We start from the raw sequence: 21,568 nt of genomic DNA, 5'->3' as shown, positions 1-21,568 counted from the left end.
ATAAATAAACGCATGCCTAAAATTACTCGGATGTAATAAAGCGGAAGTAAATTGAAGTAGTAATATTAAGTGTGATTTACTGAATTTGTCGTAAACCTTCATAAATGGAAATAGCAACCGCATTTGCTAAATTAAGACTTCTAATATGCTCACTGTACAAAGGTATTTTTACAGCGTTTTCCATATTATTTTTTAATAAAGATTTTGGAAGCCCCACAGATTCTTTTCCAAATACCAAAAACATTTCATCTTCGAAGTCGATTTCCCAGTGATTTTTTGTGGCAGCAGCAGAAAAGAAGATCATTTTTTTGTTTTGATGTTCTTTAAAAAAAGCATCCACATTTTTATACATAATTACATTTAGATGTTGCCAATAATCTAAACCAGCTCTTTTTAAACGTTTATCGGTAAGTTCAAAGCCAAAGGGTTTAACCAAGTGTAATGTGGAACCAGTACCAAGAGCCAACCTGCCAATGTTACCGGTGTTGTTTGGAATTTCCGGTTCAATAAGTACGATGTTGAAGCCCATTATTTTTTAAAAGATTGTAAGTATAAGTGTTCTACTTTTTCTCTTGCCCAGGGCGTTCTGCGTAAAAACTTTAAACTAGACTTTATAGAAGGGTTGCTTTTAAAACAATTGATATTAACCTGTCCGGCTAAATCTTCCCATGAATATTTTTCGGTAAGCTCTTCTAAAATGGTCACAAGTTTTACACCGTGAAGCGGATTGTTAGGTTGAGAATCTGAACTCATTAGAATTGATTATTTTTAAGAACTAGTTTTATTTCTGAAAAGCAATGTACATGGACAGTGCCGGTACTTCAATAGTATCTTTTAATTTTTGTAAGCCTTCAAAGTCAAAGGTACTACCAGAAACTGCTTTATACCAAATACCTTCAATGTTATAATCAATATTTTGGTTCGATGCATTGTAGATTACTAGAATGTTTTTCCAACGATCATTATTGGCATGATCTTCAATCGTATAGGAGACAAGGCTATCATTATTTTGTTGAAATTTTAGATGTTTTCTAACTTCATTGGCGCTGCTCATATAAAATGCTGGGTGTTCTTTTCTTAACCGTATAAGGTTTTTGTAATAGTCGAATACCTGTTTATGATTATTTTTCCACTCCCAATTTATTTGGTTAATGCTATCTGGTAAGTTGTATGAATTATGTTCACCGTACTTGGTTCGAAGTAGTTCTGAACCGGCATGTAGAAATGGTGTACCTTGGGAAGTCAATACTATGGCGTTTGCCAATTTATCCATAGCTATCAAGGATTCCATATTCGCATTTGGTCTTGATATTTGTAATTTATCAAAAAGGGTGTGGTTGTCGTGGCAAGACACATAGTTTATAGACTGCCAAGGCTCTAAAGTCCAAGCGACATCAGAATAATTAACACTATCGTAATGTATTTGTGGATGTTGAATAGCACCAACAATTCCGAATTTAATGGATTCTGTTGTGTTCATAGCTCCACTTACGAAACCTATGCTTTTGTCCTCAAAGACAGAGCCTTTTAAACCGTCTCGCAAATCATCATTAAAAGCCGCAATTTTTGGTAGTTGTTGCATGTGCTTTTTCAGGGCTCTTTTCTTTTCGGGTAACGGAGAATCTTTTGCCGTCCATCCTTCTCCGTATAGCAAAGCATCAGGATTTATGTTTAATACGGCATCTGCAATTTCGTTCATGGTTTCTATATCATGAATGCCCATGAGGTCGAATCGAAATCCGTCAATATGGTATTCTTTGGTCCAATAGGTAACCGATTCGATTATAAATTTACGCATCATACTACGTTCTGATGCAGTTTCATTACCGCAGGCAGCAGCATCGGAATAAGAACCATCTTCCCAATGTCTGTAGTAGTAACCGGGTACTTCAAGATTAAAATTAGAAGTATCTGTTTTCCCTGTATGGTTGTAAACAACATCCATAATAACACCAATTCCATTATTATGAAACGCTTTGATCATTTGTTTGAATTCTTTAATACGGACTTCAGCATTAAAAGGATCTGTTGAAAATGAACCTTCAGGAACATTATAATTATTAGGGTCATATCCCCAATTAAATTGTGGGGTATCTAAATTTGTTTCATCAATGGAATAGTGGTCAAAAGTGGGTAAAAGATGCACATGTGTAATACCCAATTGTTTTAAGTGGTCAATACCTGTGGATGCATTATTATATCCAATGGTACCTTTTTCGGTTAAGCCTAAATATTTACCCGGATAGTATGAACCGGATTGTGGGTGAATTGTCATATCACGAACATGCAATTCATAGATAATAGCTTCATTTGGATGATTGAGCTGCGGCGACTTATCTTTTTGCCATCCAATAGGGTTAGTGCTATTCATGTCTAAAACCATGGCTCTTTTGCCATTGACCCCAACCGCTTTTGCATAAATTCCTGGTGTTTGATCTAACCATTTACTGGACTCCTTTACTTGATAGGTGTAATAAATTCCGTTTAAATCTTCATTTATGACAATTTGCCAAACACCGTTATTTTCTTTGGTAAGGGTATAGCTCGCATATGGTTCTGAGTTATTGCCGGTTTTGAAAAGTCTTAAAACAACTTCTTCGGCATTTGGCGACCACAGCTTAAATGATGTAGATGCTTTGCTGTACTTAAGCCATAGGTTTTCATTTACGGGCGTAGGATAATTATTGTAGTCTGTAATTGACTTATTGTCGGTATTGCATGAATTGAACAACATAAAACCTAGTAGCGTTAGTACTATATTTTTCATAGAAAGCATAGTGATGCTCTAAGATAAGCAAAGAATATTAGGAAGTAGCGAAGGTTTGTTCGTGGCTAAGTAAATAATAATGATACTATTATAAATGAAAAAACTCCGGTAATCAGCCGGAGTTTATTCATCAATCAAAAAACGAACAGTCATGATAAACTGTTGTTACCGTTAAAATTACAACTAATATGCCAATATTGCCAATTTAAGGAAAAATTAACGTGTAATTTTATTGCTTTATCGCATTGAATTTTTAACCCAAATACGTTTTTAATATTTTACTTCTAGAAGTATGCTTTAATCTTCTGATCGCTTTTTCTTTAATTTGACGAACTCTTTCTCTTGTAAGATCAAAAGTTTCACCAATTTCTTCAAGTGTCATTGAATGTTGACCTGCAAGGCCAAAGTATAAACGAATAACATCTGCCTCACGAGGAGTGAGAGTTTCTAAAGCACGCTCAATTTCTGTGCGAAGAGACTCATGTAATAGTTCTCTATCTGGATTTGGAGACTCACCACTACGAAGTACATCATAAAGGTTAGAATCTTCACCGTCAATAAGAGGCGCATCCATTGATACGTGTCTACCTGAGTTTTTCAATGATTGTTTTACATCATCAACGGTCATATCCAACTCTTTTGCAATTTCTTCTGGAGATGGCATTCTTTCATGCGCTTGCTCTAAGAAGGCAAAAGTTTTGTTGATCTTATTTATAGAACCAATTTTGTTCAGTGGTAAACGAACAATACGAGATTGCTCTGCCAAAGCTTGTAATATAGATTGACGGATCCACCATACGGCGTATGATATAAATTTAAAACCTCGCGTTTCGTCAAAACGCTGTGCAGCTTTGATAAGACCAAGGTTTCCCTCGTTAATCAAATCCGGTAAAGTAAGTCCCTGGTTTTGGTACTGCTTGGCAACTGACACCACGAATCTGAGGTTGGCTTTGGTAAGTTTTTCAAGAGCGATCTGGTCGCCTGCCTTGATGCGTTGTGCCAACTCTACTTCTTCATCAGCGGTAATCAAGTCCACTTTTCCAATTTCTTGTAAGTACTTGTCCAAAGATGCGGTCTCTCTATTGGTGACCTGTTTTGTAATCTTAAGCTGTCTCATTAAAATAAATTAAGTTCAATTTGCATAGACTGCATATACTTATACGTAAAAATCTTCCGAATGTTACAATTCAATAGAAAAAAGTTCATTTTTCCGTTGAATAGCATAAAAAAAGCCTCAACTGTTTAGTCGAGGCTTTAAGAATATACTTACAAAGAGTTAGTCTCTTCTTGGTTTTCTATCGCGATTACGATCGTTTCCACGACGGTCATCTCTACGTTTGTCATCACGTGGTGGTCTTTCAACAAAACCTTCTGGTTTAGGCAAAAGAGCTTTACGAGAAACTTTTTCTTTACGTGTACGTTTGTCAATACCAAAGTATTTCACATCGAATACATCGCCCATATTAACTACATCAGAAACATTTTCAGTACGTTCCCAAGCCAATTCTGATACGTGAAGTAATACTTCGTTTCCTGGAGCATCCATATATTCTACAACGGCACCGAAATCAAGCATTTTGATAACCTTTACTTCGTAAACGCTACCAACTTCTGGCTTAAACAATAAAGAATCAATTTTTGCCATTACAGCATCAATACCTTTGCTGCCAACACCAAGTACTTCAACAATACCTTCTTCGGTAACTGGATCTTCATTAATTACGATAGTCGTCTCGGTTTCTTTTTGCAATTCTTGAATTACTTTTCCACCAGGACCGATCAATGCACCAATAAATTCGTTTGGTATACGTCTCGTAACCATAGTAGGAGCGTGATCTTTAACATCTGTATTAGGAGTAGAAATAGTTTCAGTTATTTTACCTAAGATATGTAAACGACCTTCGCGGGCTTGTTTTAAAGCATTTACCAAGATTTCATAAGACAAACCTTTTACTTTAATATCCATTTGGCAAGCAGTAATACCATCGGCAGTACCGGTTACTTTAAAGTCCATATCACCTAAGTGATCTTCATCACCTAAGATATCGGAAAGAACAGCATATTTACCTGACTCAGTATCTGTAATCAATCCCATTGCAATACCGGAAACTGGTTTTTTCAATTGAACACCGGCATCCATCATTGCCATAGTACCAGCACAAACAGTAGCCATTGAAGAAGAACCGTTAGATTCTAAAATCTCAGAAACCACACGTACGGTGTAAGGACAATCTTCAGGAACCATTCCTTTCAATGCACGTTGAGCCAAGTTGCCGTGACCAACTTCTCTACGAGATGTTCCACGAATAGGTCTTGCTTCACCTGTTGAAAAAGGAGGGAAGTTATAGTGTAAATAGAAACGCTCTTCACCTTCAAAAGATGGCATGTCTATTTGGTTTGCTTCTCTACTTGTACCTAAGGTAACTGTAGCTAAAGCTTGAGTTTCTCCACGAGTAAAGATAGAAGAACCGTGTGTAGATGGTAGGTAGTCAACCTCACACCAAATAGGTCTGATCTCGTCAGTCTTACGACCGTCTAATCTTAAACCTTCATTTAATGTTAAGTCACGTACAGCGGCTTTTTCTGCTTTACTGTAGTATTTAGAAATTAATCCGCCATAATCAGCTTGCTCTTCTTCAGAAAAAGAAGCGATAATTTCTTCCTTGATTTCACCAAATGCAGCACTACGCTCATGTTTTGCAGAACCTGCTTGAGCAACCGCATATACTTTATCATACGCCATGTCGTGAATTTTCTTAGCTAAGTCAGCATCTTCACGTTCTGGCTCGTACTCACGTACTTCTTTTTTACCGAAAGCTTCAGCTAACTTTACTTGAGCAGCACATTGAACCTTAATAGCTTCATGGGCAAACTTAATAGCTTCGGTCATTTCTTCTTCAGAAATCTCATCCATTTCACCTTCAACCATCATTACAGAATCAGCAGAAGCACCGATCATCATATCAATGTCAGATTCTAATAATTGAGCTCTAGTTGGGTTAATAATGAATTCACCGTTTACACGACCAACTCTGGCTTCAGAGATAGCGCATTCAAAAGGGAAATCTGATAATTGAATAGCTGCAGAAGCTGCTAAACCTGCCATAGCATCTGGCATAACGTCTTCGTCATGAGACATTAATTGTATCATCACCTGAGTTTCAGAGTGATAATCTTTTGGGAATAATGGACGTAATACACGATCCACTAAACGCATTGTCAAAACTTCACCATCACTTGGTCTTGCTTCTCTTTTAAAGAAACCACCAGGGTAACGACCAGCAGCAGCAAATTTTTCACGGTAATCTACCGTTAGTGGAAGAAAGTCCACATCACTTTGTTTGTAATTGGAAACAACTGTACATAATAACATACATTTTCCTGATTGTACAACAACAGAACCGTGTGCCTGTTTTGCCAATTTTCCGGTTTCGATAGAGATTTCTCTACCATCACCAAGGTCAATGACCTCTTTAAATACTTTTGGAATCATAAAATTCGATTAAAACCTGCTCGTGCAGATTTGTTAAACAATGGTCTTTCCGACTGAAATTTTCTCTGGTCGGAGTTGTTGTGTTGTTGTGTTGACCAATGAAAAACCGTGTGTAGCTTTTTGTTCGCCTTTACCAAAATTCATGGCTTCAACTCCTAAGGCATGGAGTACTTAAAAAAAAGGGGATAGTTAACTATCCCCTTTTCAAAAATTATTTTCTAATACCTAGTTCTTTAATAAGCTCTCTGTATTTTACAATATCATTTTTAATCATGTAATCTAAAAGACTTCTTCTTTTACCCACCAATTTTACAAGTGAACGCTCAGTGTTGTAATCTTTGTGATTTTTTTTCAAGTGACCGGTCAAGTGGTTGATTCTGTGTGTGAACAAAGCAATTTGTCCTTCTGTAGAGCCAGTGTTTTCTGCACTACCGCCGTATTTTTTAAAAATTTCGGCTTTTACTTCTTTTGTTAAATACATTCCAATATTATTTTAAATGATTTTTATGTATGTGATTGTTTTTCAATCAGGGCGCAAAGGTAGTGATTTTTTTGAAATGTTTATTCTATATTTCATTTAAAAAGCGCACCCAGTAGGTAACGGTTGTTGGTTCTCTAAATCATTGGCAAATGTAGCGCTTAATTCTGCTGCCGAAAATCCTGTTTCAATAGTTCCTTTTTGCACGGCAGATGAATAACCTGTAGTGTTCATGTGAACACGAATATATACCTCGGTACTACTAGCTAGGGTGATTTTGCTGCCTGATCTTGTAAAGGGTTGTTCCTCAACATGACTGTGAGTGAGAATTCTTCGGTAAATTAAGTTACCCTCCAAATCTAAAATTTCCCACCAATCGGCATATTGATCACATCCTGTATCAGGGCTCGAAATTGTTGTGCTGATGGTGTAGGCATTAGGTTCTCCAGAAAAACTGACATCGGTAATCTTTGCTTCAAAATTTAAAATGCTCGCCGAATCTGATTCATCGGCGAGCATTTTTTCCTTATCTGTAGAACAGCATAAAAACCAAAACGAAAGTATGGTAAATACTAATGGTTTCACGCTGTTGCTTTTTCTGCTCTAACGGGGTTGTTCTGAATTAAGTCAATATATAAGTTCACTTTTTTCTTTAGATCCCTTCTATGTGAAATAAAATCTAAAAAGCCGTGTTCCAATAAAAATTCTGAAGACTGAAAACCTTCCGGTAAATCTTTACCAGTGGTGTCTTTTACAATTCTTGGTCCAGCAAAACCTATTAACGCTCCTGGTTCAGCAATATTGATATCGCCTAACATGGCATATGATGCAGTGGTACCACCAGTTGTTGGATCTGTACAAAGCGATATATAAGGTAAACCAGCCTCTGATAATTGAGCTAATTTAGCCGAAGTTTTAGCCAATTGCATTAATGAAAGTGCAGCTTCCATCATACGAGCACCACCAGATTTTGAAATCATCATAAATGGAACTTTCTTTTTAATGGCATAATCTATACCGCGAGAAATCTTTTCACCGACTACACTACCCATTGATCCACCAATGAATTTAAAATCCATACAGCAGATTACTATGTTTTTACCATATGACTTGCCAAAACCAGTTCTAACAGCATCTTTCAATCCTGTTTTTTTCTGTGCGGCTTTTAAACGCTCACCATATTTTTTGGTATCCTCAAATTTTAATGGGTCTTTAGAAGAAAGCTTTTCGTCAAGTTCGGTGAACTTATTGTCATCGAACAAAATTTCAAAGTATTCTTTACTACCAATTCTTACATGGTAATCATCTTCGGGGCTAACATAAAAGTTTTTTGCAAGATCGTCTGACTCAACAATTTTGCCAGTGGGCGATTTGTACCACAAGCCTTTAGGTGTGTCTTTCTTTTCCTCGGTAGAGGTTTGAATACCTTTTTCTTTTCTTTTAAACCAAGCCGTCATTTCATCCATTTTTTGGTTATCCTAAATGTTATAACGTATTAACGTTATTTAAATCTTCAAATGCTTTTTTCAAACGCTCAATAAAAGAGATTTCCCCTTTTCTTAACCAAACTCTTGGGTCGTAGAATTTTTTGTTAGGCTCATCGGCACCTTTTGGGTTACCAATTTGAGCTTGTAAATAATCTTTGTTGTCTTGAACATAATCACGAACACCTGCTAAAAAGGCGTACTGTAAATCTGTATCAATATTCATTTTTATAACTCCGTAGCTAATGCCCTCTCTAATTTCTTCTACTGTAGAACCAGATCCACCGTGAAAAACGAAATCAATATGATTGTTTTTTACACCATATTTTTTAGAAATATACTCTTGAGAGTTTAAAAGGATCTTCGGGGTCAATTTTACGTTACCTGGCTTGTATACACCGTGAACATTACCAAATGCAGCGGCAATTGTAAATCTAGGGCTTACTTTAGAAAGCTCTTCGTACGCGTAGGCTACCTCTTCTGGTTGTGTATATAATTTAGAATCATCTACATCAGAATTGTCAACACCATCTTCTTCACCACCAGTAATACCTAATTCGATTTCTAGCGTCATGTTCATTTTGCTCATGCGCTCTAAATATCCTTTACAGATTTCAATGTTTTCTTCTAAAGGCTCTTCAGAAAGATCGATCATATGAGAGCTGAACAAAGATTTGCCCGTTTCCTTAAAATGTTTTTCACTGGCATCTAAAAGACCATCGATCCAAGGTAAAAGTTTTTTAGCACAGTGGTCTGTATGTAAAATTACCGTAGCACCATAAGCTTCCGCTAATTGGTGTACATGTTTTGCACCGGCAACAGCACCTAAAATAGCAGCTTGTTGACCGTCGTTAGAAAGACCTTTACCAGCATTGAACTGAGCCCCGCCATTAGAGAATTGTATAATTACAGGAGCGTTTAAACTTGCAGCAGTTTCTAGAACACCATTGATAGTGTCAGACCCTATAACGTTAACTGCAGGTAGTGCAAATCCTTTTTCTTTTGCGTAGTTGAAAATTGCTTGAACTTCATCTCCGGTAGCAACTCCCGGTTTTATGTTGTGAGCCATAATTATGTGGTATGTTAGTTTCTTTAAAAAATGAGAAACAAAAGTAATAAAACAATTATACTTAAAAAGGATAGTTGATGCCAATTTGCAAAACAGAGTTGGCAAAATTATAATCTCTAAACCATCGTTTAGACTGAATTTCAGCAGGGTTGTAGGTTTTAAAACCTAAATCTAATCGAAATAAGAAGTAGGTGAAATCATATCTGAGTCCAACGCCCGTACCCAAGGCAATATCTTTTAATGATTTAAGACCGTCAAAAGTAGCATCTGGATCTTCTACATTATCTAGTACATTCCATATGTTTCCTGCATCGGCAAAAATAGCTCCGTTGATATCGCCTGCAATGGGGAATCTATATTCTAGGTTTAAAGCAATTTTTAAGTTGGCCTCGTTAAAATCGTTAACTGCCGATGTGCTTCCGGGTCCCAATGAATATGGAAACCATGCCCGGTTATCATTTGATCCACCACCAAAATAACTACGAACAAAGGGAATGTTGTCAGAATTTCCATAAGGAATGGCAATACCAAAAAATGTCCTTGCCGCTAGTACGTTTGATCGAGAAAGGTCCCAGTATTTAACATATTCAAACTCATTTTTTATATACTGGGAAAAGGGTACACCGAAAACCAACAGTTGATCATCATCATTTTTGTTGAACGGAATAAATGTGGAGAATGCGGAAAGTACATTACCTGCTCCTTCGATTTTCCAGCGAAATTGATAAAAAGTATTATCAAGAATACCTGTTCTATTGGTTTTATTGAAAGTGTAGTTAGAAGCGAAAATTAAATTGTTTTCGGTAAGCCTAATTCTTCTTTCTTCAATTGTGTTTACATCGTCGTAATCATCGGTTGTAGCGCTAACCTCCTCATTGAGTACGGCATTCGTAAACCCTGTAGTACCAGAGGGTATAATTAAGTTTAGTTCATCGTCGCTATCACCGGTTTCAAAATATTCTGCAAGTTCTGGGTAGAGTGTGGCATCTTCGTAAGAATCTGCAATATCATCTAAAAGCTCATAGGTGTTGGTATAAACATTATAAAAGCGATTACTGTTTACGTTTCTAACAAACTGTATATTCAATAATTCAACTTCGTGGTTTACAAAATCACTAGGCACCCAATTGTAGCCTAATACGGTATTAAAAGTCTGCTTGTCTAAACCAATATTGTTTTGAAAATTAGTGCCAATGGCGATTCTGGTTTTTGGCAAGGTATAATTGGGTATAATTTTAGAAGTATTGATAAAAGGAAACCATATTCTGGGAAAATCTAAAGATATGTCTCCGCCAAATTCCGAGAAATAATTTGCTTCAAAAGTGTTACTGCTTAACAGACCGTATGAACCATTTGCAGAAATACTTAAATTTTCAGCTCCTTTAAATATATTTCTAATTAAAAGGGTGGTTCCCAGACCAACACCTAAACGGCGTAAGTTAGAGCGGCTTACTTCAAAATTTGTGCCCAATGAATATTTAGTTTTTGGAGCTAAATAAATATTGGTGTTTACCTCATTGCCCAAACTATCTGTCTCAAAAATTATGTTTGGATACTTAAAAACGTTTAAAGCATTCAATTGTCTAGATGTTCTTATTTTGTCTACATCCCTGTAAATACTATCCTTTTTAAAAAATATGGCATTTGCCAATGTCTTGGGCTTAATGTCAAAATTTTTGGAGTAGTGAATAGTGTAGTCTTGGTAATCTATGGTGTAGAGCGAATCTTGTGTATTGGTAGAAAGGTAGTCTGTATAAATATTGATTTTATTGATTTTTTCAACCTTATATTCAGATGTGGTTACTTCGTTTTCCCCCCTGGTCTTTAGGTCACCGATATTGAGGGTAATGTTCATTTTTTGATCGTCGGATGCTCTAGTGGTATCTCTTAAAATATCGAATGTAATTGAGCTTTCTTGAAAATTTCTAATTCCGTTATTTCTGAAGATTCCCGTAAGTCGTTCGCGTTCTCCATTAAAATTAGATAGGTCAAATTGTTGCCCTTCTTTAATTAATGAGTTTTCCGCATTTAAAAAGTATAATGAATCTATAGCCTTAGATGAAATGTTGTTTCTAAGGGAGTCTATCATAAATGGGTCACCTAGTTCTATATGATAGTTGACTTTGGCTTTTTTGTGTCGAGCACTATCAATTTCATAGGTAGTGTTGTTGGTAAAATATCCTTTACTTTGGTAATAAGCACTAAGTTTTGCTAGGCTTAATCGTGTTTTGGTAGTATCTAAAATAGTGGGTTCTTCTCCTATATCCTTTAACCAATTACTAAGTCCTTTTACCAAAAAAGATTCACCTAAGCGTTCAACTTGTTTTTCAGAAAGTAGTTTGTCAAGTCTCTTTTTTCTATTGTCTTTTCTATAAAGCCAAGCGTTGTATGAAGAATCTGGATTCTCTTTAGCAAGATTGTATAGGTTTAATCTTAAAGGGTATCCGAGTACGGTAGAATTGGGTTTTTGATAAACAAGACTTTCCAATTCTTCGTTGTTTACTTTGATAGAATCGGCATATATCGCATTTTTAACCACCAAGAGTTCATCATCCTCAACCTTCTTTAGCGAGTTACAGGATAACAAGACTATTGCCAGTAGGGATAATAAGCTTATTTTAGCCATGATGTTTTTGGAGCAAAGTGCCATCCTCATAGAAATCAAAAATACATTATTTGAATGGTTGTCAAAAGTGAATTGAAACTTATCAAAAGTCTACAGCAAAAAAAGTGCCGAAATGAGCACGGACTATTTGTGGTGGAAGGAAAAAAGACGGTGGAAGAAGTAGTGAATTCCAACATGAAACAATACAAATTGTTTGCCGTTGATCCTGATGGTTTAGAGGTTGAAGGAACTCAGGTTATAAAAATAACATCGAGAGAATTGAGTCAAATGAGCGGACTTAAGAATCCTAATGGATACCTTGGGGTGTTTTATATTCCTAAACAAACCGGAAATATTACTTCTGATTGGGTATTGGCGCTTGACGGAGTTCAGGATCCGGGCAATTTAGGAACTATTATTAGATTATGCGATTGGTTCGGTATAAGTGATATTATTTGTTCTACGGATACGGTAGATTGCTATAACCCGAAAGTTTTGCAAGCGACCATGGGGTCTATTACACGGGTAAGTATTCAATATATGCCTCTTGATGCATTTTTAGGTTCAACCCAACTACCTATTTACGGGACTTTTATGGATGGTGATAATGTGAATACGACCAAGTTGCCAGAAAAGGGAATTATGGTAATGGGAAACGAGGGTAAAGGAGTCTCAAATGCTATTGCAGAACTCTGTACTGATAGATTGACAATACCGCAATTTGGTGGAGAAACTGCAGAAAGTTTAAATGTTGCCTCTGCTACGGCAATCTTACTACATGAAATTAGAAAGTAGTTTAACGTAGCGTTTTTAAAAAGGTTCATTATCCTTTTCCATTCATTGAAAATATTGGGTTAAAAACTACCAGAGCTGATAACAGCAAAGCATTTCGCTCGTGATTAGAAATTAACTAGGTATTGTGGATGGAAAAATTTATTTTTTGCTAATTGCTAATTGCTAATTGCTAATTGCTAATTGCTAATTGCTAATTGCTAATTGCTAATTGCTAATTGCTAATTGCTAATTGCTAATTGCTAATTGCTAATTGCTAATTGCTAATTGCTAATTGCTATTCAAAAGTAAAGTTGATAAAAATACCTCGGGTTTTCAGAGATTCAATATTACCGGTCCATGGGCTATTGGGATCTTGATCAGGCACTAGTTCGTCTGTAAGAGCAAAAACACCACGTATAGAAGGGGTGAATTTAAAATACTCTAAATAGAAATCTATACCAAAGCCAAGTTCATAGTTGTACACCCATTTTTTCATTCTAAAAGTTCCAGAGCTATTGTCGTCTAGACTTTCTTCGTTACTGCCCAGGTTGAGTCCAGTCGATACTCCGCCTAAAAGAAATGGTTTAAAATTTCCATATCTTCTAGTACTAGCTTTAAGTAATAAAGGGAAATTTATATATGTAGATTTTACTTCTACTATTGCATCATTCTCATCAATTAATGGAGAAGGAAAACCTAGCAATCTAGACCCATAATGTAAGCCGGGTTCAAAACGGACATCAAAAAATTCGTTAATTCGTACTTCGCCAATCAAGCCAACATTGAATCCAAAAGACTTTGCAACTTGGATGGTAGTTAAATCTTTACCGTTAGAATCAAACCCCAATTCTTCTTTGTAATCAAATTTAAAATCATATTGGTTTAAACCCAAAAAATAACCCCAGTTTAAGAGTTTTTTATCTTCGTTTTGTTTATTCAAAATAGGGCTCTCATTAAATTGAGCGCTCATTAAATTCGTTATCAACAACGTTAGGGGCACTAAAAACCACTTTTTCATAAATGCTGGTTTACGATTGTAAAACGTCAAATAAATATTGAAAGACCGGCGAATCTTATAGATTGCCTTTTTTTGCAACATAAATTGATGCAACCCCAAATGTTTGAGGTTTATTCGTTACATCTATAAACCCAATTTCGCGTAAAATATTGTTGAAGTTTTCTCCGTGAGGAAAAACTGAAGCAGATTCACTCAAATAGCCATAAGCCGAATCATCTTTAGAGAATATTTTTCCAATTAAAGGAAGAATGTTTTTCGTGTAAAAGCTATAGCCTTGTTTGTAGGGTGTCTTGGTAGGTACAGAAGTTTCTAAAACAACTAAAGTGCCGTTTGGTTTTAAAACTCTAAGAATTTCGGCCATACCGGTTTCTAGGGTTTCAAAATTTCGTACTCCAAAAGATACGGTTACAGCATCAAAAGTATTGTTATCAAAAACCAGGTTTTCACTATCGCCAACGACCATTTCAATGGTGCTGTCCAAATTTTTGTTAGTTACCTTTTCCTTTCCAACTTCTAGCATACCAGGTGAGATGTCTAAACCGACGATTTTTCTGGCGCCTGTTTTTGTTAAGGCAATGGCTAAGTCTCCTGTACCGGTAGCAATATCTAAAATAGAGTTAGGTTGTTCTTTTTTTAAAATTTCAACCACTTTTTTTCGCCATTTAATATCGATGCCAAAAGAAATTACACGATTTAATCCGTCGTAGTTTTTAGATATGGTGTCGAACATTTTAGTAACCTGTTCTTTCTTACCTAGGTCAGAATCTTTGTATGGCGTAACTTTTTGGGGCATTTTATTGCTATTTTTTTGGCAAATATACGATATAGTGAATGCTTAACTCCTTTTTAACCACCAAGGTTGACCATTGATAGGTTAAAGAATTGAAAATAAAGAATAAACTAATTTAATTATGTAATTTTGCCCCATAATAATTGCTATTGATTTCAAGACTACTTTTAAGTATTTATAATGTTTAAGAGTAGAAATTTTGCGCTTGATATTTAGCGGTCTAATAAGATAAATGAAGATTATAATTGCTGGTGCTGGGGAAGTAGGCTTTCATTTGGCCAAATTGCTATCCTATGAATCACAGGATATTACTTTAATCGATTCTAAAAAAGAGAGTCTTGCCTACGCAGATAACCACTTAGATATTCGTGTGCTAAAAGGTGATGCCACATCTATAGCTGTACTTAATGATGCGCAAGTGCAAAACTCAGATCTTGTTATTGCGGTAACTTCGTCAGAAACTACCAATTTAACGTTATGTATGTTAGCGAAACAATTGGGTTGTAAACGAACAATAGCAAGAATCTCAAACACCGAGTTTATAAAGAACAAAGATTTGCTTAGGTTTTCAGATTTGGGTATCGATGAATTGATATCGCCAGAAGCTTTGGCAGCTACTGAAATTCAAATGTTGTTGAATAAATCTGCATTTAACGATACTTATGAGTTTGAAGAGGGCGAATTGATAATGGTTGGGGTTTCTTTATTGAAATCAGCTCCATTTGTAGGTAAGATGGTAAAAGAAGCGGCAAAGATTTTTCCCGAATTACACTTCATGCCAATAGCTCTGCAGCGCACTGGAACCCAATATACGGTTATACCACGTGGTGATACCGTTTTTAAAGAAGGTGACCAAGTATACTTTATTACGGTAAAGGAAGGTGTAGATGAGTTGTATAAACTAACCGGTAAGAAAAAAGCGGAAATTAAGAATGTAATGATTCTTGGTGGAAGTAAAGTAGGGTATAAGACCGCCAGGGATCTATGTGCCAATAAATTCAACGTTAAGTTGATAGAAAAGAATAAGGAAAAGGCTTTTGATCTTGCCGATGAGTTGCCAAATGCACTTGTTATTAATGGTGACGGTAGAAATGTAGAATTGCTAGATGAAGAAAGTTTAGAGTCTATGGATGCATTTATTGCAGTTACCGGAAACTCCGAAACCAATATTATGTCATGTTTGGTGGCAAAGTCAAAATATATTAAAAAGACCATCGCCTTAGTTGAAAATATGGATTATTTTCAGCTATCACATTCCATTGGTATAGATACTTTGATCAATAAGAAGCTTTTAGCGGCCAACAATATTTTTAGGCACATTCGTAAAGGTGAGGTAGTGGCATTAATGCGTTTGAACAATTTAAACGCAGAGATATTGGAGTTCATCGTAAAAAGAAACTCTAAAGTTACCGGTGCTACAATTCGTGAGTTAGATTTTCCTAAAGCCGCAACTATCGGTGGTGTGGTAAGAGACGGAGTAGGGCATATTGCGCTGGGTGGATTTAACATACAAGAAGGCGATAGGGTAGTGGTTTGTTGTTTACCTTCCGAAATTCCGAAAATAGAACGAATGTTCCTTTAAGATGAGGCTTAACTTAAGAATCATATTTCATATCATGGGGCTGCTGTTACTTTGTAATGGTGGATTCATGCTTTTGGCAGCAGTAGTTAGTGGCTTGTATAAAGATGGGGCTACACTAAGTATTGCTTTGGCTTCGATCTGTACAATGTTCGTTGGTGTTTTTATGATGTACTACACAAGGGGTCATAAAAAAGAAGTGAAGCAAAAAGAAGGATATATAATTGTAACTTTTGGTTGGATTGTCATGTCCATTTCTGGTATGTTACCTTATCTATTTTCTGGAGCTTTACCTACGGTCACCAATGCTTTTTTTGAAACGATATCCGGATATACCACAACAGGTGCATCAATTATGGATGATATTGAGGCAATGCCAGAAGGAATACTTTTTTGGCGAAGCCTAACCCATTGGATCGGCGGAATGGGTATCATTGTTTTGGCAATTGCCATATTACCATTGTTAGGTATAGGTGGTATGCAATTGTTTTCGGCAGAAGCCCCCGGACCCACAGGTGATAAATTACACCCAAGGATTACGGACACCGCAAAAAGACTTTGGCTTATTTATTTTGGCTATACGGTAGCAGAAACCATTCTTCTACAGTTGGCAGGTATGTCTTTCTTCGATGCTATAAACCATGCAATGGCAACCTTGTCTACAGGTGGTTTTTCAACTAAAAATGCAAGTGTAGCCCATTGGAACGATCAGCCAATGATTCAGTATATCATCATTTTCTTTATGTTTTTGGCAGGTAGCAATTTTGTATTAAGCTATTTTGCTTTTAAAGGGAAGGTTCAGAAAGTAATAAAGGACGAGGAGTTTAGGTATTACGCAGGCTTTGTAATTGTATTTACTATCATTGTTGCATTGGTAGTATATTTTAAAGCTAATATAACGGAACTCACCCCGGGTTATCCTATGGTTTTGGGTAAAGCTGAAAGTGCAATAAGACATTCCTTGTTCCAAATTATCTCTGTAATAACTACTACAGGATTTGTCAGTGCCGATTTTACACAATGGACACCATTTTTGACCGTATTTTTCTTCGGACTGTTCTTTTTAGGTGGTTCGGCAGGTTCTACGGCTGGTGGTATAAAGGTAATGAGGCACTTGTTGATTATTAAGAATGGTGTGTTGGAGTTTAAGCGAACCTTACATACCAACGCAATAATCCCCGTTCGTTATAATGATAAAACGGTAAAAGAGAAAATTGTCTATAATATAATTGGCTTTTTCGTACTCTATATGTTATTGTTTATAATTGGAGCTCTAGTTTTAGGTTTCTTGGGATTAGATTTTGAAACAGCAATAGGCGGGGCGGCATCTTCATTAGGTAATGTTGGTCCGGCTTTAGGTAGTTTAAACCCGGTAAGTAATTTTAATAGTTTGCCAGACCTTGCAAAATGGTGGTGCGGATTTTTAATGCTTGCAGGTAGGTTAGAATTGTTTACAGTACTAATTTTATTGACCCCTTATTTCTGGAAAAGTACCTAGATTAGAAAATTATACGAATAAAAAAGTCCCTTTATTAAAAGGGACTTTTTTTTATTTAGTTATGTGCTGAGGTTTATTTCAGCGCTTCCTTAATTCTTGAAATTGCTTCTTTAATTTCTTTAACTGAAGCTGCATAAGATATACGAATGCAATTTCCGTTTCCAAAGGCATCACCTGTTACAGTGGCTACATTTGCTTCTTCTAAAATATACATTGAGAAATCAGATGCATTGTTGATTTTTTTACCGTTCAAAGTTTTTCCAAAGTAAGCGGTAACATCTGGGTAAACATAAAATGCACCTTCAGGTTCATTACATTTAAATCCGTCGATCTCATTTAATAGACTTAAAATAAGCTTACGTCTTTCTTTAAATTCATCTACCATGTATTTAATACGATCCGGTGATTCTTCTAAAGCTGTAATTACCGCACGTTGAGCTATGCAATTGGCTCCACTGGTAACTTGACCTTGTAATTTGTTTGTTGCACGTGCAATATAAGCCGGTGCGCCAATGTAGCCTATACGCCACCCTGTCATTGCAAATGCTTTTGCAACTCCGTTTACGGTAACTGTACGGTCGTACATATCTTCAAATTCTGCCATTGAAGAATGTTCTGTAACGCCATAATTAATATGCTCGTAAATTTCATCACTAACCACAATGATGTTAGGGTGATTTTTTAAGACATCAGCAAGAGCGCGTAATTCTTCCTTGCTGTAAATAGATCCACTTGGGTTACATGGCGAGCTATACCATAACATTCTTGTTTTTGGTGTAATGGCTGCTTCTAGCTGCTCGGCAGTCATCTTAAAATCATTTTCCAAGCTAGTCGGTACTTCTACCGGTACCCCATCTGCTAGTTTTACAATGTCGCTGTAACTAACCCAGTAAGGGCAAGGTAAGATCACTTCATCACCTTTGTTCAAAATAACTTGGGCTACATTATACAATGCTTGCTTTGCACCAGTAGACACAACGATCTGGGCAGGCTCATAACTTAAATTGTTATCTCTCTTGAATTTGGTGATGATAGCCTTTTTTAAGTCTACATAACCATCAACAGGTGTATAGGAGTTATAGTCTTCATTAACCGCTTTAATAGCAGCTTCCTTAATGTAATCTGGTGTGTTGAAATCTGGCTCGCCTAAGCTAAGACCAATAATATCTTTACCTTCAGCCCTTAATTCACGGGCTTTTGCAGCCATTTCTAAAGTGGCTGACGGTGTAACACTGTTGATTCTGTCCGAAAGTTGATTGCTCATGGGTACTCTTAATTTCTAGTATTGTAAAGTTGGCTCTTTGCCTAACTCTTTTAAATGTTTAAAGTGCGAAATTATAGCTTTTCTGGTAGTTTTATACTCGTGATAAGGTAAATTAAATTCCTGTGCCGTCTGTTTCACAATTTTTGAAATTTTTGTGTAATGTACATGGCTGATGTTAGGGAAAATATGGTGTTCAACTTGATGATTTAGTCCCCCTGTAAACCAGTTTACTATTTTGTTTTTAGTGCCAAAATTCACAGTCGTAAATAGTTGGTGAATAGCCCAAGTGTTTTTCATTGTACCTGAGTCATCTGGCAAAGGGGTGTCCGCGTCATCTACAATATGAGCCAATTGGAAAACAACACTAAGTATTACCCCTGCGACGTAGTGCATCAAAAAGAATCCTATGAGTATTTTCCACCAAGCAATATCCAAAATAAGCATCGGCAATACGATCCAAATAGTGATGTACAGTATTTTGGTGATAATAAGCGTACTCCAGTTCATAGTGGCGCTCGGTAGTTTACCATAAGATAGTTTACGCTTCATATAGCGGTACATTTGCTGAAAATCTGTAGTAATTGCCCAGTTAAATGTTAGTAGACCGTAAAGAAACACAGAGTAAAAATGTTGAAATTTATGGTGTTTCTTCCATTCGGCATGTTTGGAAAAACGTAATATTCTACCAGCTTCCATATCCTCATCATGTTCATGAATATTGGTGTAAGTATGGTGAAGTACATTGTGTTGTACTTGCCAGTTATAAACATTGCCGGCAAGAATGTAAATACTGCTTCCCATTAACTTGTTTACCCATTTTTTGTTAGAGTATGCGCCATGGTTTCCGTCATGCATAACGTTCATACCAACACCGGCCATACCAATACCCATAACTATGGTTAAAAGTACATTGGCCCAATTTGGTAGACCCAAGGTTAATATCAAAAAATATGGTGCAAGAAATAGGGCGAACATAATTACCGTTTTAAGGTGTAGTTTCCAGTTTCCTGTTTTTTTAAGTTTATTTGTTTTAAAATATTCGTTAACTCTGCTATTTAAAGTTTTAAAAAACTTGGCAGAATCTGTTCTTGGAAAACGAATGGTGTTTTGTTCCATAATTCGGTAATCTTTTACTTAATATAATGTAATTGAATCTATAATAGTTTGATAGCTTAATTAAAAGCCAAATCTTTGCACGAGTGAATATACTAATTAATTCTATTTACAAATATACGGATGACTGCTGAAATCATATTTGAAAATTTTCCCAATTTATCTGAAGATCAGAAAAGAAGGTTTGAGAAACTAGAAGAACTATATAAAGACTGGAACCAGAAAATTAATGTGGTTTCACGAAAAGATATAGATGAGCTTTATTTAAGGCATGTGTTACATTCATTGGGAATTGCAAAATTTATACAGTTTAAAGATGGTTCTACAATCTTAGATGTAGGTACCGGTGGTGGTTTTCCGGGCATACCTTTAGCTATCTTTTTTCCTGAAGTACAATTTACATTGGTTGACTCCATAGGAAAAAAGATAAAGGTGGTGAACGAAGTCGTTGAAGGTTTAGAATTAACCAATGTAACAACTATAAATGCTCGTGTTGAAGAAATACCGGGTCAATTCGATTTTATCGTCAGTAGGGCAGTGGCAGCTATGCCAACCTTTGTGCACTGGATAAAAGGTAAAATTAAAAAGGAATCAAAACACGATATTCGAAACGGAATACTATACTTAAAAGGCGGTGATCTGCATGAGGAGCTGAAAAACTATAGAACTGCAGAAATCTTTGATTTGACCAATTATTTTAAAGAGGACTTTTTTGAAACAAAGAAAATGGTCTATTTACCGCTGAAGTATAAAGGGTAGGCAATACTCAACTATAAAAGGAAAGAACTGTAGTATGCCTTCTTATACTTTCTGGCAAACTCTTTTAAATAATTCCAAATATGTATCTGAATACAAGTGATATGTAATCTTAATCTGTTAATAATCATAAGCAATTGATTTTAAATGAGCTACAAAGTTCGGTAAATCACACTGAGTTTACAATTAATTAACGTTAAATTTACATTGATATTGTACTAGAGGTATGTTAAAGTTTTTCTTTGTTAAAGTAAAATGCCCAGCGACTAACAAGTCGTTGGGCATTAAATTCTTGTGTTATAAGCAGTTATTTACTCCATGGTGGTACTACACCATTGGTTCTAGCGTAGGCAATAAGTTGACCTTTATGTTCTCCGTTATGTTCCATTATGGCTAATAATCCTCCTAGTTTATTTGACTTCATAAATCCGAAATCCACTTCTTCGCTTAATGTGCCATCTTCTACTTTTGTAATGTTTTCAAGTACGAAGTCATTCGATTTTTTAAGGGCGGCGATAATATTTTCCTTACCGGTAATTTTGCTCAAACCCATTACATCTACGTCCGCAGGTGGGGCAAAACCCAGTTTTGATGCAAGAAAATAGTTTCCACCGGCAACATGTAAAAGTGCTTCGCCAACGGAGCTTATACCTTCTGCTGGTCTCCAGTCATACTTATCTTCAGGGAAGGCTTCTGCAAGTTGAATTACTTGTAATTGGTTGCCTGTCAGTACTGCTTTTATACTGTTTTGTGTTAAGCCTTCTTGGGCATAAGAAAAGCAGCTTGCCAGTAAAAATGTAAATAGTAACTTTTTCATAATTAGTGTGTTAAGGTTGATGAAAGAAAATGTAATTTACTTTAAAATTTAGGTAAAGCCCAA

Annotated in this window: 19 protein-coding genes; 4 read left to right on the top strand and 15 right to left on the bottom strand. The window is 36.1% G+C overall.

Annotated elements, in window-relative coordinates; all coding sequences use genetic code 11:
- Positions 1 to 76: 76 nt before the first annotated feature.
- The 10 genes from EXIGUO8A_RS03010 to tamL all read right to left on the bottom strand — a co-directional run bounded on the left by EXIGUO8A_RS03010 (position 77) and on the right by tamL (position 11,917).
- Entirely contained in the window at positions 77 to 529 is a 453-nt protein-coding gene (locus tag EXIGUO8A_RS03010; RefSeq protein WP_159301872.1) for a tRNA (cytidine(34)-2'-O)-methyltransferase, read from the bottom strand.
- The gene (locus EXIGUO8A_RS03005; RefSeq protein WP_068482283.1) at positions 529 to 753 is read right to left on the bottom strand and encodes a VF530 family protein; all 225 of its coding nucleotides are present in this window, start codon (positions 751 to 753) and stop codon (positions 529 to 531) included. The genes EXIGUO8A_RS03010 and EXIGUO8A_RS03005 overlap by 1 nt, the downstream gene beginning before the upstream one ends.
- Positions 754 to 781: 28 nt before the next feature.
- Complete coding sequence (gene pulA / locus EXIGUO8A_RS03000; protein WP_159301871.1) at positions 782 to 2,767, bottom strand: type I pullulanase; 1,986 nt, start codon at positions 2,765 to 2,767, stop codon at positions 782 to 784.
- Between the two features lie 253 nt (positions 2,768 to 3,020).
- Positions 3,021 to 3,884, bottom strand: coding sequence for a sigma-70 family RNA polymerase sigma factor (locus EXIGUO8A_RS02995; RefSeq protein WP_058106041.1), 864 nt, complete (start codon positions 3,882 to 3,884; stop codon positions 3,021 to 3,023).
- Positions 3,885 to 4,043: 159 nt separating this feature from the next.
- Entirely contained in the window at positions 4,044 to 6,260 is a 2,217-nt protein-coding gene (locus tag EXIGUO8A_RS02990; RefSeq protein WP_116770050.1) for a polyribonucleotide nucleotidyltransferase, read from the bottom strand.
- A gap of 211 nt (positions 6,261 to 6,471) precedes the next feature.
- Positions 6,472 to 6,741: a 30S ribosomal protein S15 gene (rpsO, locus tag EXIGUO8A_RS02985; protein ID WP_116770049.1), complete on the bottom strand. Its 270-nt coding sequence runs from the start codon at positions 6,739 to 6,741 to the stop codon at positions 6,472 to 6,474.
- 96 nt (positions 6,742 to 6,837) lie between these two features.
- Positions 6,838 to 7,323: a hypothetical protein gene (locus EXIGUO8A_RS02980; protein ID WP_159301870.1), complete on the bottom strand. Its 486-nt coding sequence runs from the start codon at positions 7,321 to 7,323 to the stop codon at positions 6,838 to 6,840.
- Positions 7,320 to 8,195: an acetyl-CoA carboxylase, carboxyltransferase subunit beta gene (accD, locus tag EXIGUO8A_RS02975; RefSeq protein WP_116770192.1), complete on the bottom strand. Its 876-nt coding sequence runs from the start codon at positions 8,193 to 8,195 to the stop codon at positions 7,320 to 7,322. The genes EXIGUO8A_RS02980 and accD overlap by 4 nt, the downstream gene beginning before the upstream one ends.
- A gap of 28 nt (positions 8,196 to 8,223) precedes the next feature.
- Positions 8,224 to 9,291 (bottom strand): class II fructose-bisphosphate aldolase, encoded by a 1,068-nt coding sequence (fbaA, locus tag EXIGUO8A_RS02970; RefSeq protein ID WP_159301869.1) that lies wholly within the window; start codon positions 9,289 to 9,291, stop codon positions 8,224 to 8,226.
- A 61-nt stretch (positions 9,292 to 9,352) separates the two neighbouring features.
- Entirely contained in the window at positions 9,353 to 11,917 is a 2,565-nt protein-coding gene (gene tamL, locus EXIGUO8A_RS02965) for a translocation and assembly module lipoprotein TamL (RefSeq protein WP_236564421.1), read from the bottom strand.
- A gap of 54 nt (positions 11,918 to 11,971) precedes the next feature.
- Here tamL and EXIGUO8A_RS02960 point away from each other — a divergent pair, with 54 nt between their 5' ends.
- Positions 11,972 to 12,691, top strand: coding sequence for a TrmH family RNA methyltransferase (locus EXIGUO8A_RS02960; protein WP_159301867.1), 720 nt, complete (start codon positions 11,972 to 11,974; stop codon positions 12,689 to 12,691).
- 274 nt (positions 12,692 to 12,965) lie between these two features.
- Here EXIGUO8A_RS02960 and porT read toward each other — a convergent pair whose 3' ends face one another.
- Entirely contained in the window at positions 12,966 to 13,688 is a 723-nt protein-coding gene (gene porT, locus EXIGUO8A_RS02955) for a type IX secretion/gliding motility protein PorT/SprT (protein ID WP_159301866.1), read from the bottom strand.
- 55 nt (positions 13,689 to 13,743) lie between these two features.
- Complete coding sequence (gene ubiE, locus EXIGUO8A_RS02950) at positions 13,744 to 14,481, bottom strand: bifunctional demethylmenaquinone methyltransferase/2-methoxy-6-polyprenyl-1,4-benzoquinol methylase UbiE (protein ID WP_159301865.1); 738 nt, start codon at positions 14,479 to 14,481, stop codon at positions 13,744 to 13,746.
- Positions 14,482 to 14,710: 229 nt separating this feature from the next.
- Between ubiE and trkA the strand changes: the two genes are divergently transcribed.
- Together trkA and EXIGUO8A_RS02940 are read left to right on the top strand one after the other, a co-directional pair.
- Complete coding sequence (gene trkA, locus EXIGUO8A_RS02945) at positions 14,711 to 16,060, top strand: Trk system potassium transporter TrkA (protein WP_058106049.1); 1,350 nt, start codon at positions 14,711 to 14,713, stop codon at positions 16,058 to 16,060.
- 1 nt (position 16,061) lies between these two features.
- Positions 16,062 to 17,555 (top strand): TrkH family potassium uptake protein, encoded by a 1,494-nt coding sequence (locus tag EXIGUO8A_RS02940; protein ID WP_159301864.1) that lies wholly within the window; start codon positions 16,062 to 16,064, stop codon positions 17,553 to 17,555.
- A 73-nt stretch (positions 17,556 to 17,628) separates the two neighbouring features.
- Here the strand turns inward: EXIGUO8A_RS02940 and EXIGUO8A_RS02935 are convergent, their stop codons facing one another.
- Positions 17,629 to 18,819: a pyridoxal phosphate-dependent aminotransferase gene (locus EXIGUO8A_RS02935; RefSeq protein WP_159301863.1), complete on the bottom strand. Its 1,191-nt coding sequence runs from the start codon at positions 18,817 to 18,819 to the stop codon at positions 17,629 to 17,631.
- Between the two features lie 15 nt (positions 18,820 to 18,834).
- Complete coding sequence (locus EXIGUO8A_RS02930) at positions 18,835 to 19,935, bottom strand: fatty acid desaturase family protein (RefSeq protein WP_116770023.1); 1,101 nt, start codon at positions 19,933 to 19,935, stop codon at positions 18,835 to 18,837.
- Positions 19,936 to 20,055: 120 nt separating this feature from the next.
- On the opposite strand from EXIGUO8A_RS02930, the gene rsmG reads away from it, so the two are divergent.
- Positions 20,056 to 20,691, top strand: coding sequence for a 16S rRNA (guanine(527)-N(7))-methyltransferase RsmG (gene rsmG / locus EXIGUO8A_RS02925; RefSeq protein ID WP_116770022.1), 636 nt, complete (start codon positions 20,056 to 20,058; stop codon positions 20,689 to 20,691).
- Between the two features lie 304 nt (positions 20,692 to 20,995).
- Here rsmG and EXIGUO8A_RS02920 read toward each other — a convergent pair whose 3' ends face one another.
- The gene (locus EXIGUO8A_RS02920) at positions 20,996 to 21,505 is read right to left on the bottom strand and encodes a DinB family protein (protein WP_159301862.1); all 510 of its coding nucleotides are present in this window, start codon (positions 21,503 to 21,505) and stop codon (positions 20,996 to 20,998) included.
- Positions 21,506 to 21,568 lie beyond the last annotated feature (63 nt).

The organism is Maribacter litoralis (assembly GCF_902506355.1).
GTDB classification, from domain to species: Bacteria; Bacteroidota; Bacteroidia; order Flavobacteriales; family Flavobacteriaceae; genus Maribacter; species Maribacter litoralis.
This window is presented reverse-complemented; position numbering and strand designations above follow the sequence as displayed.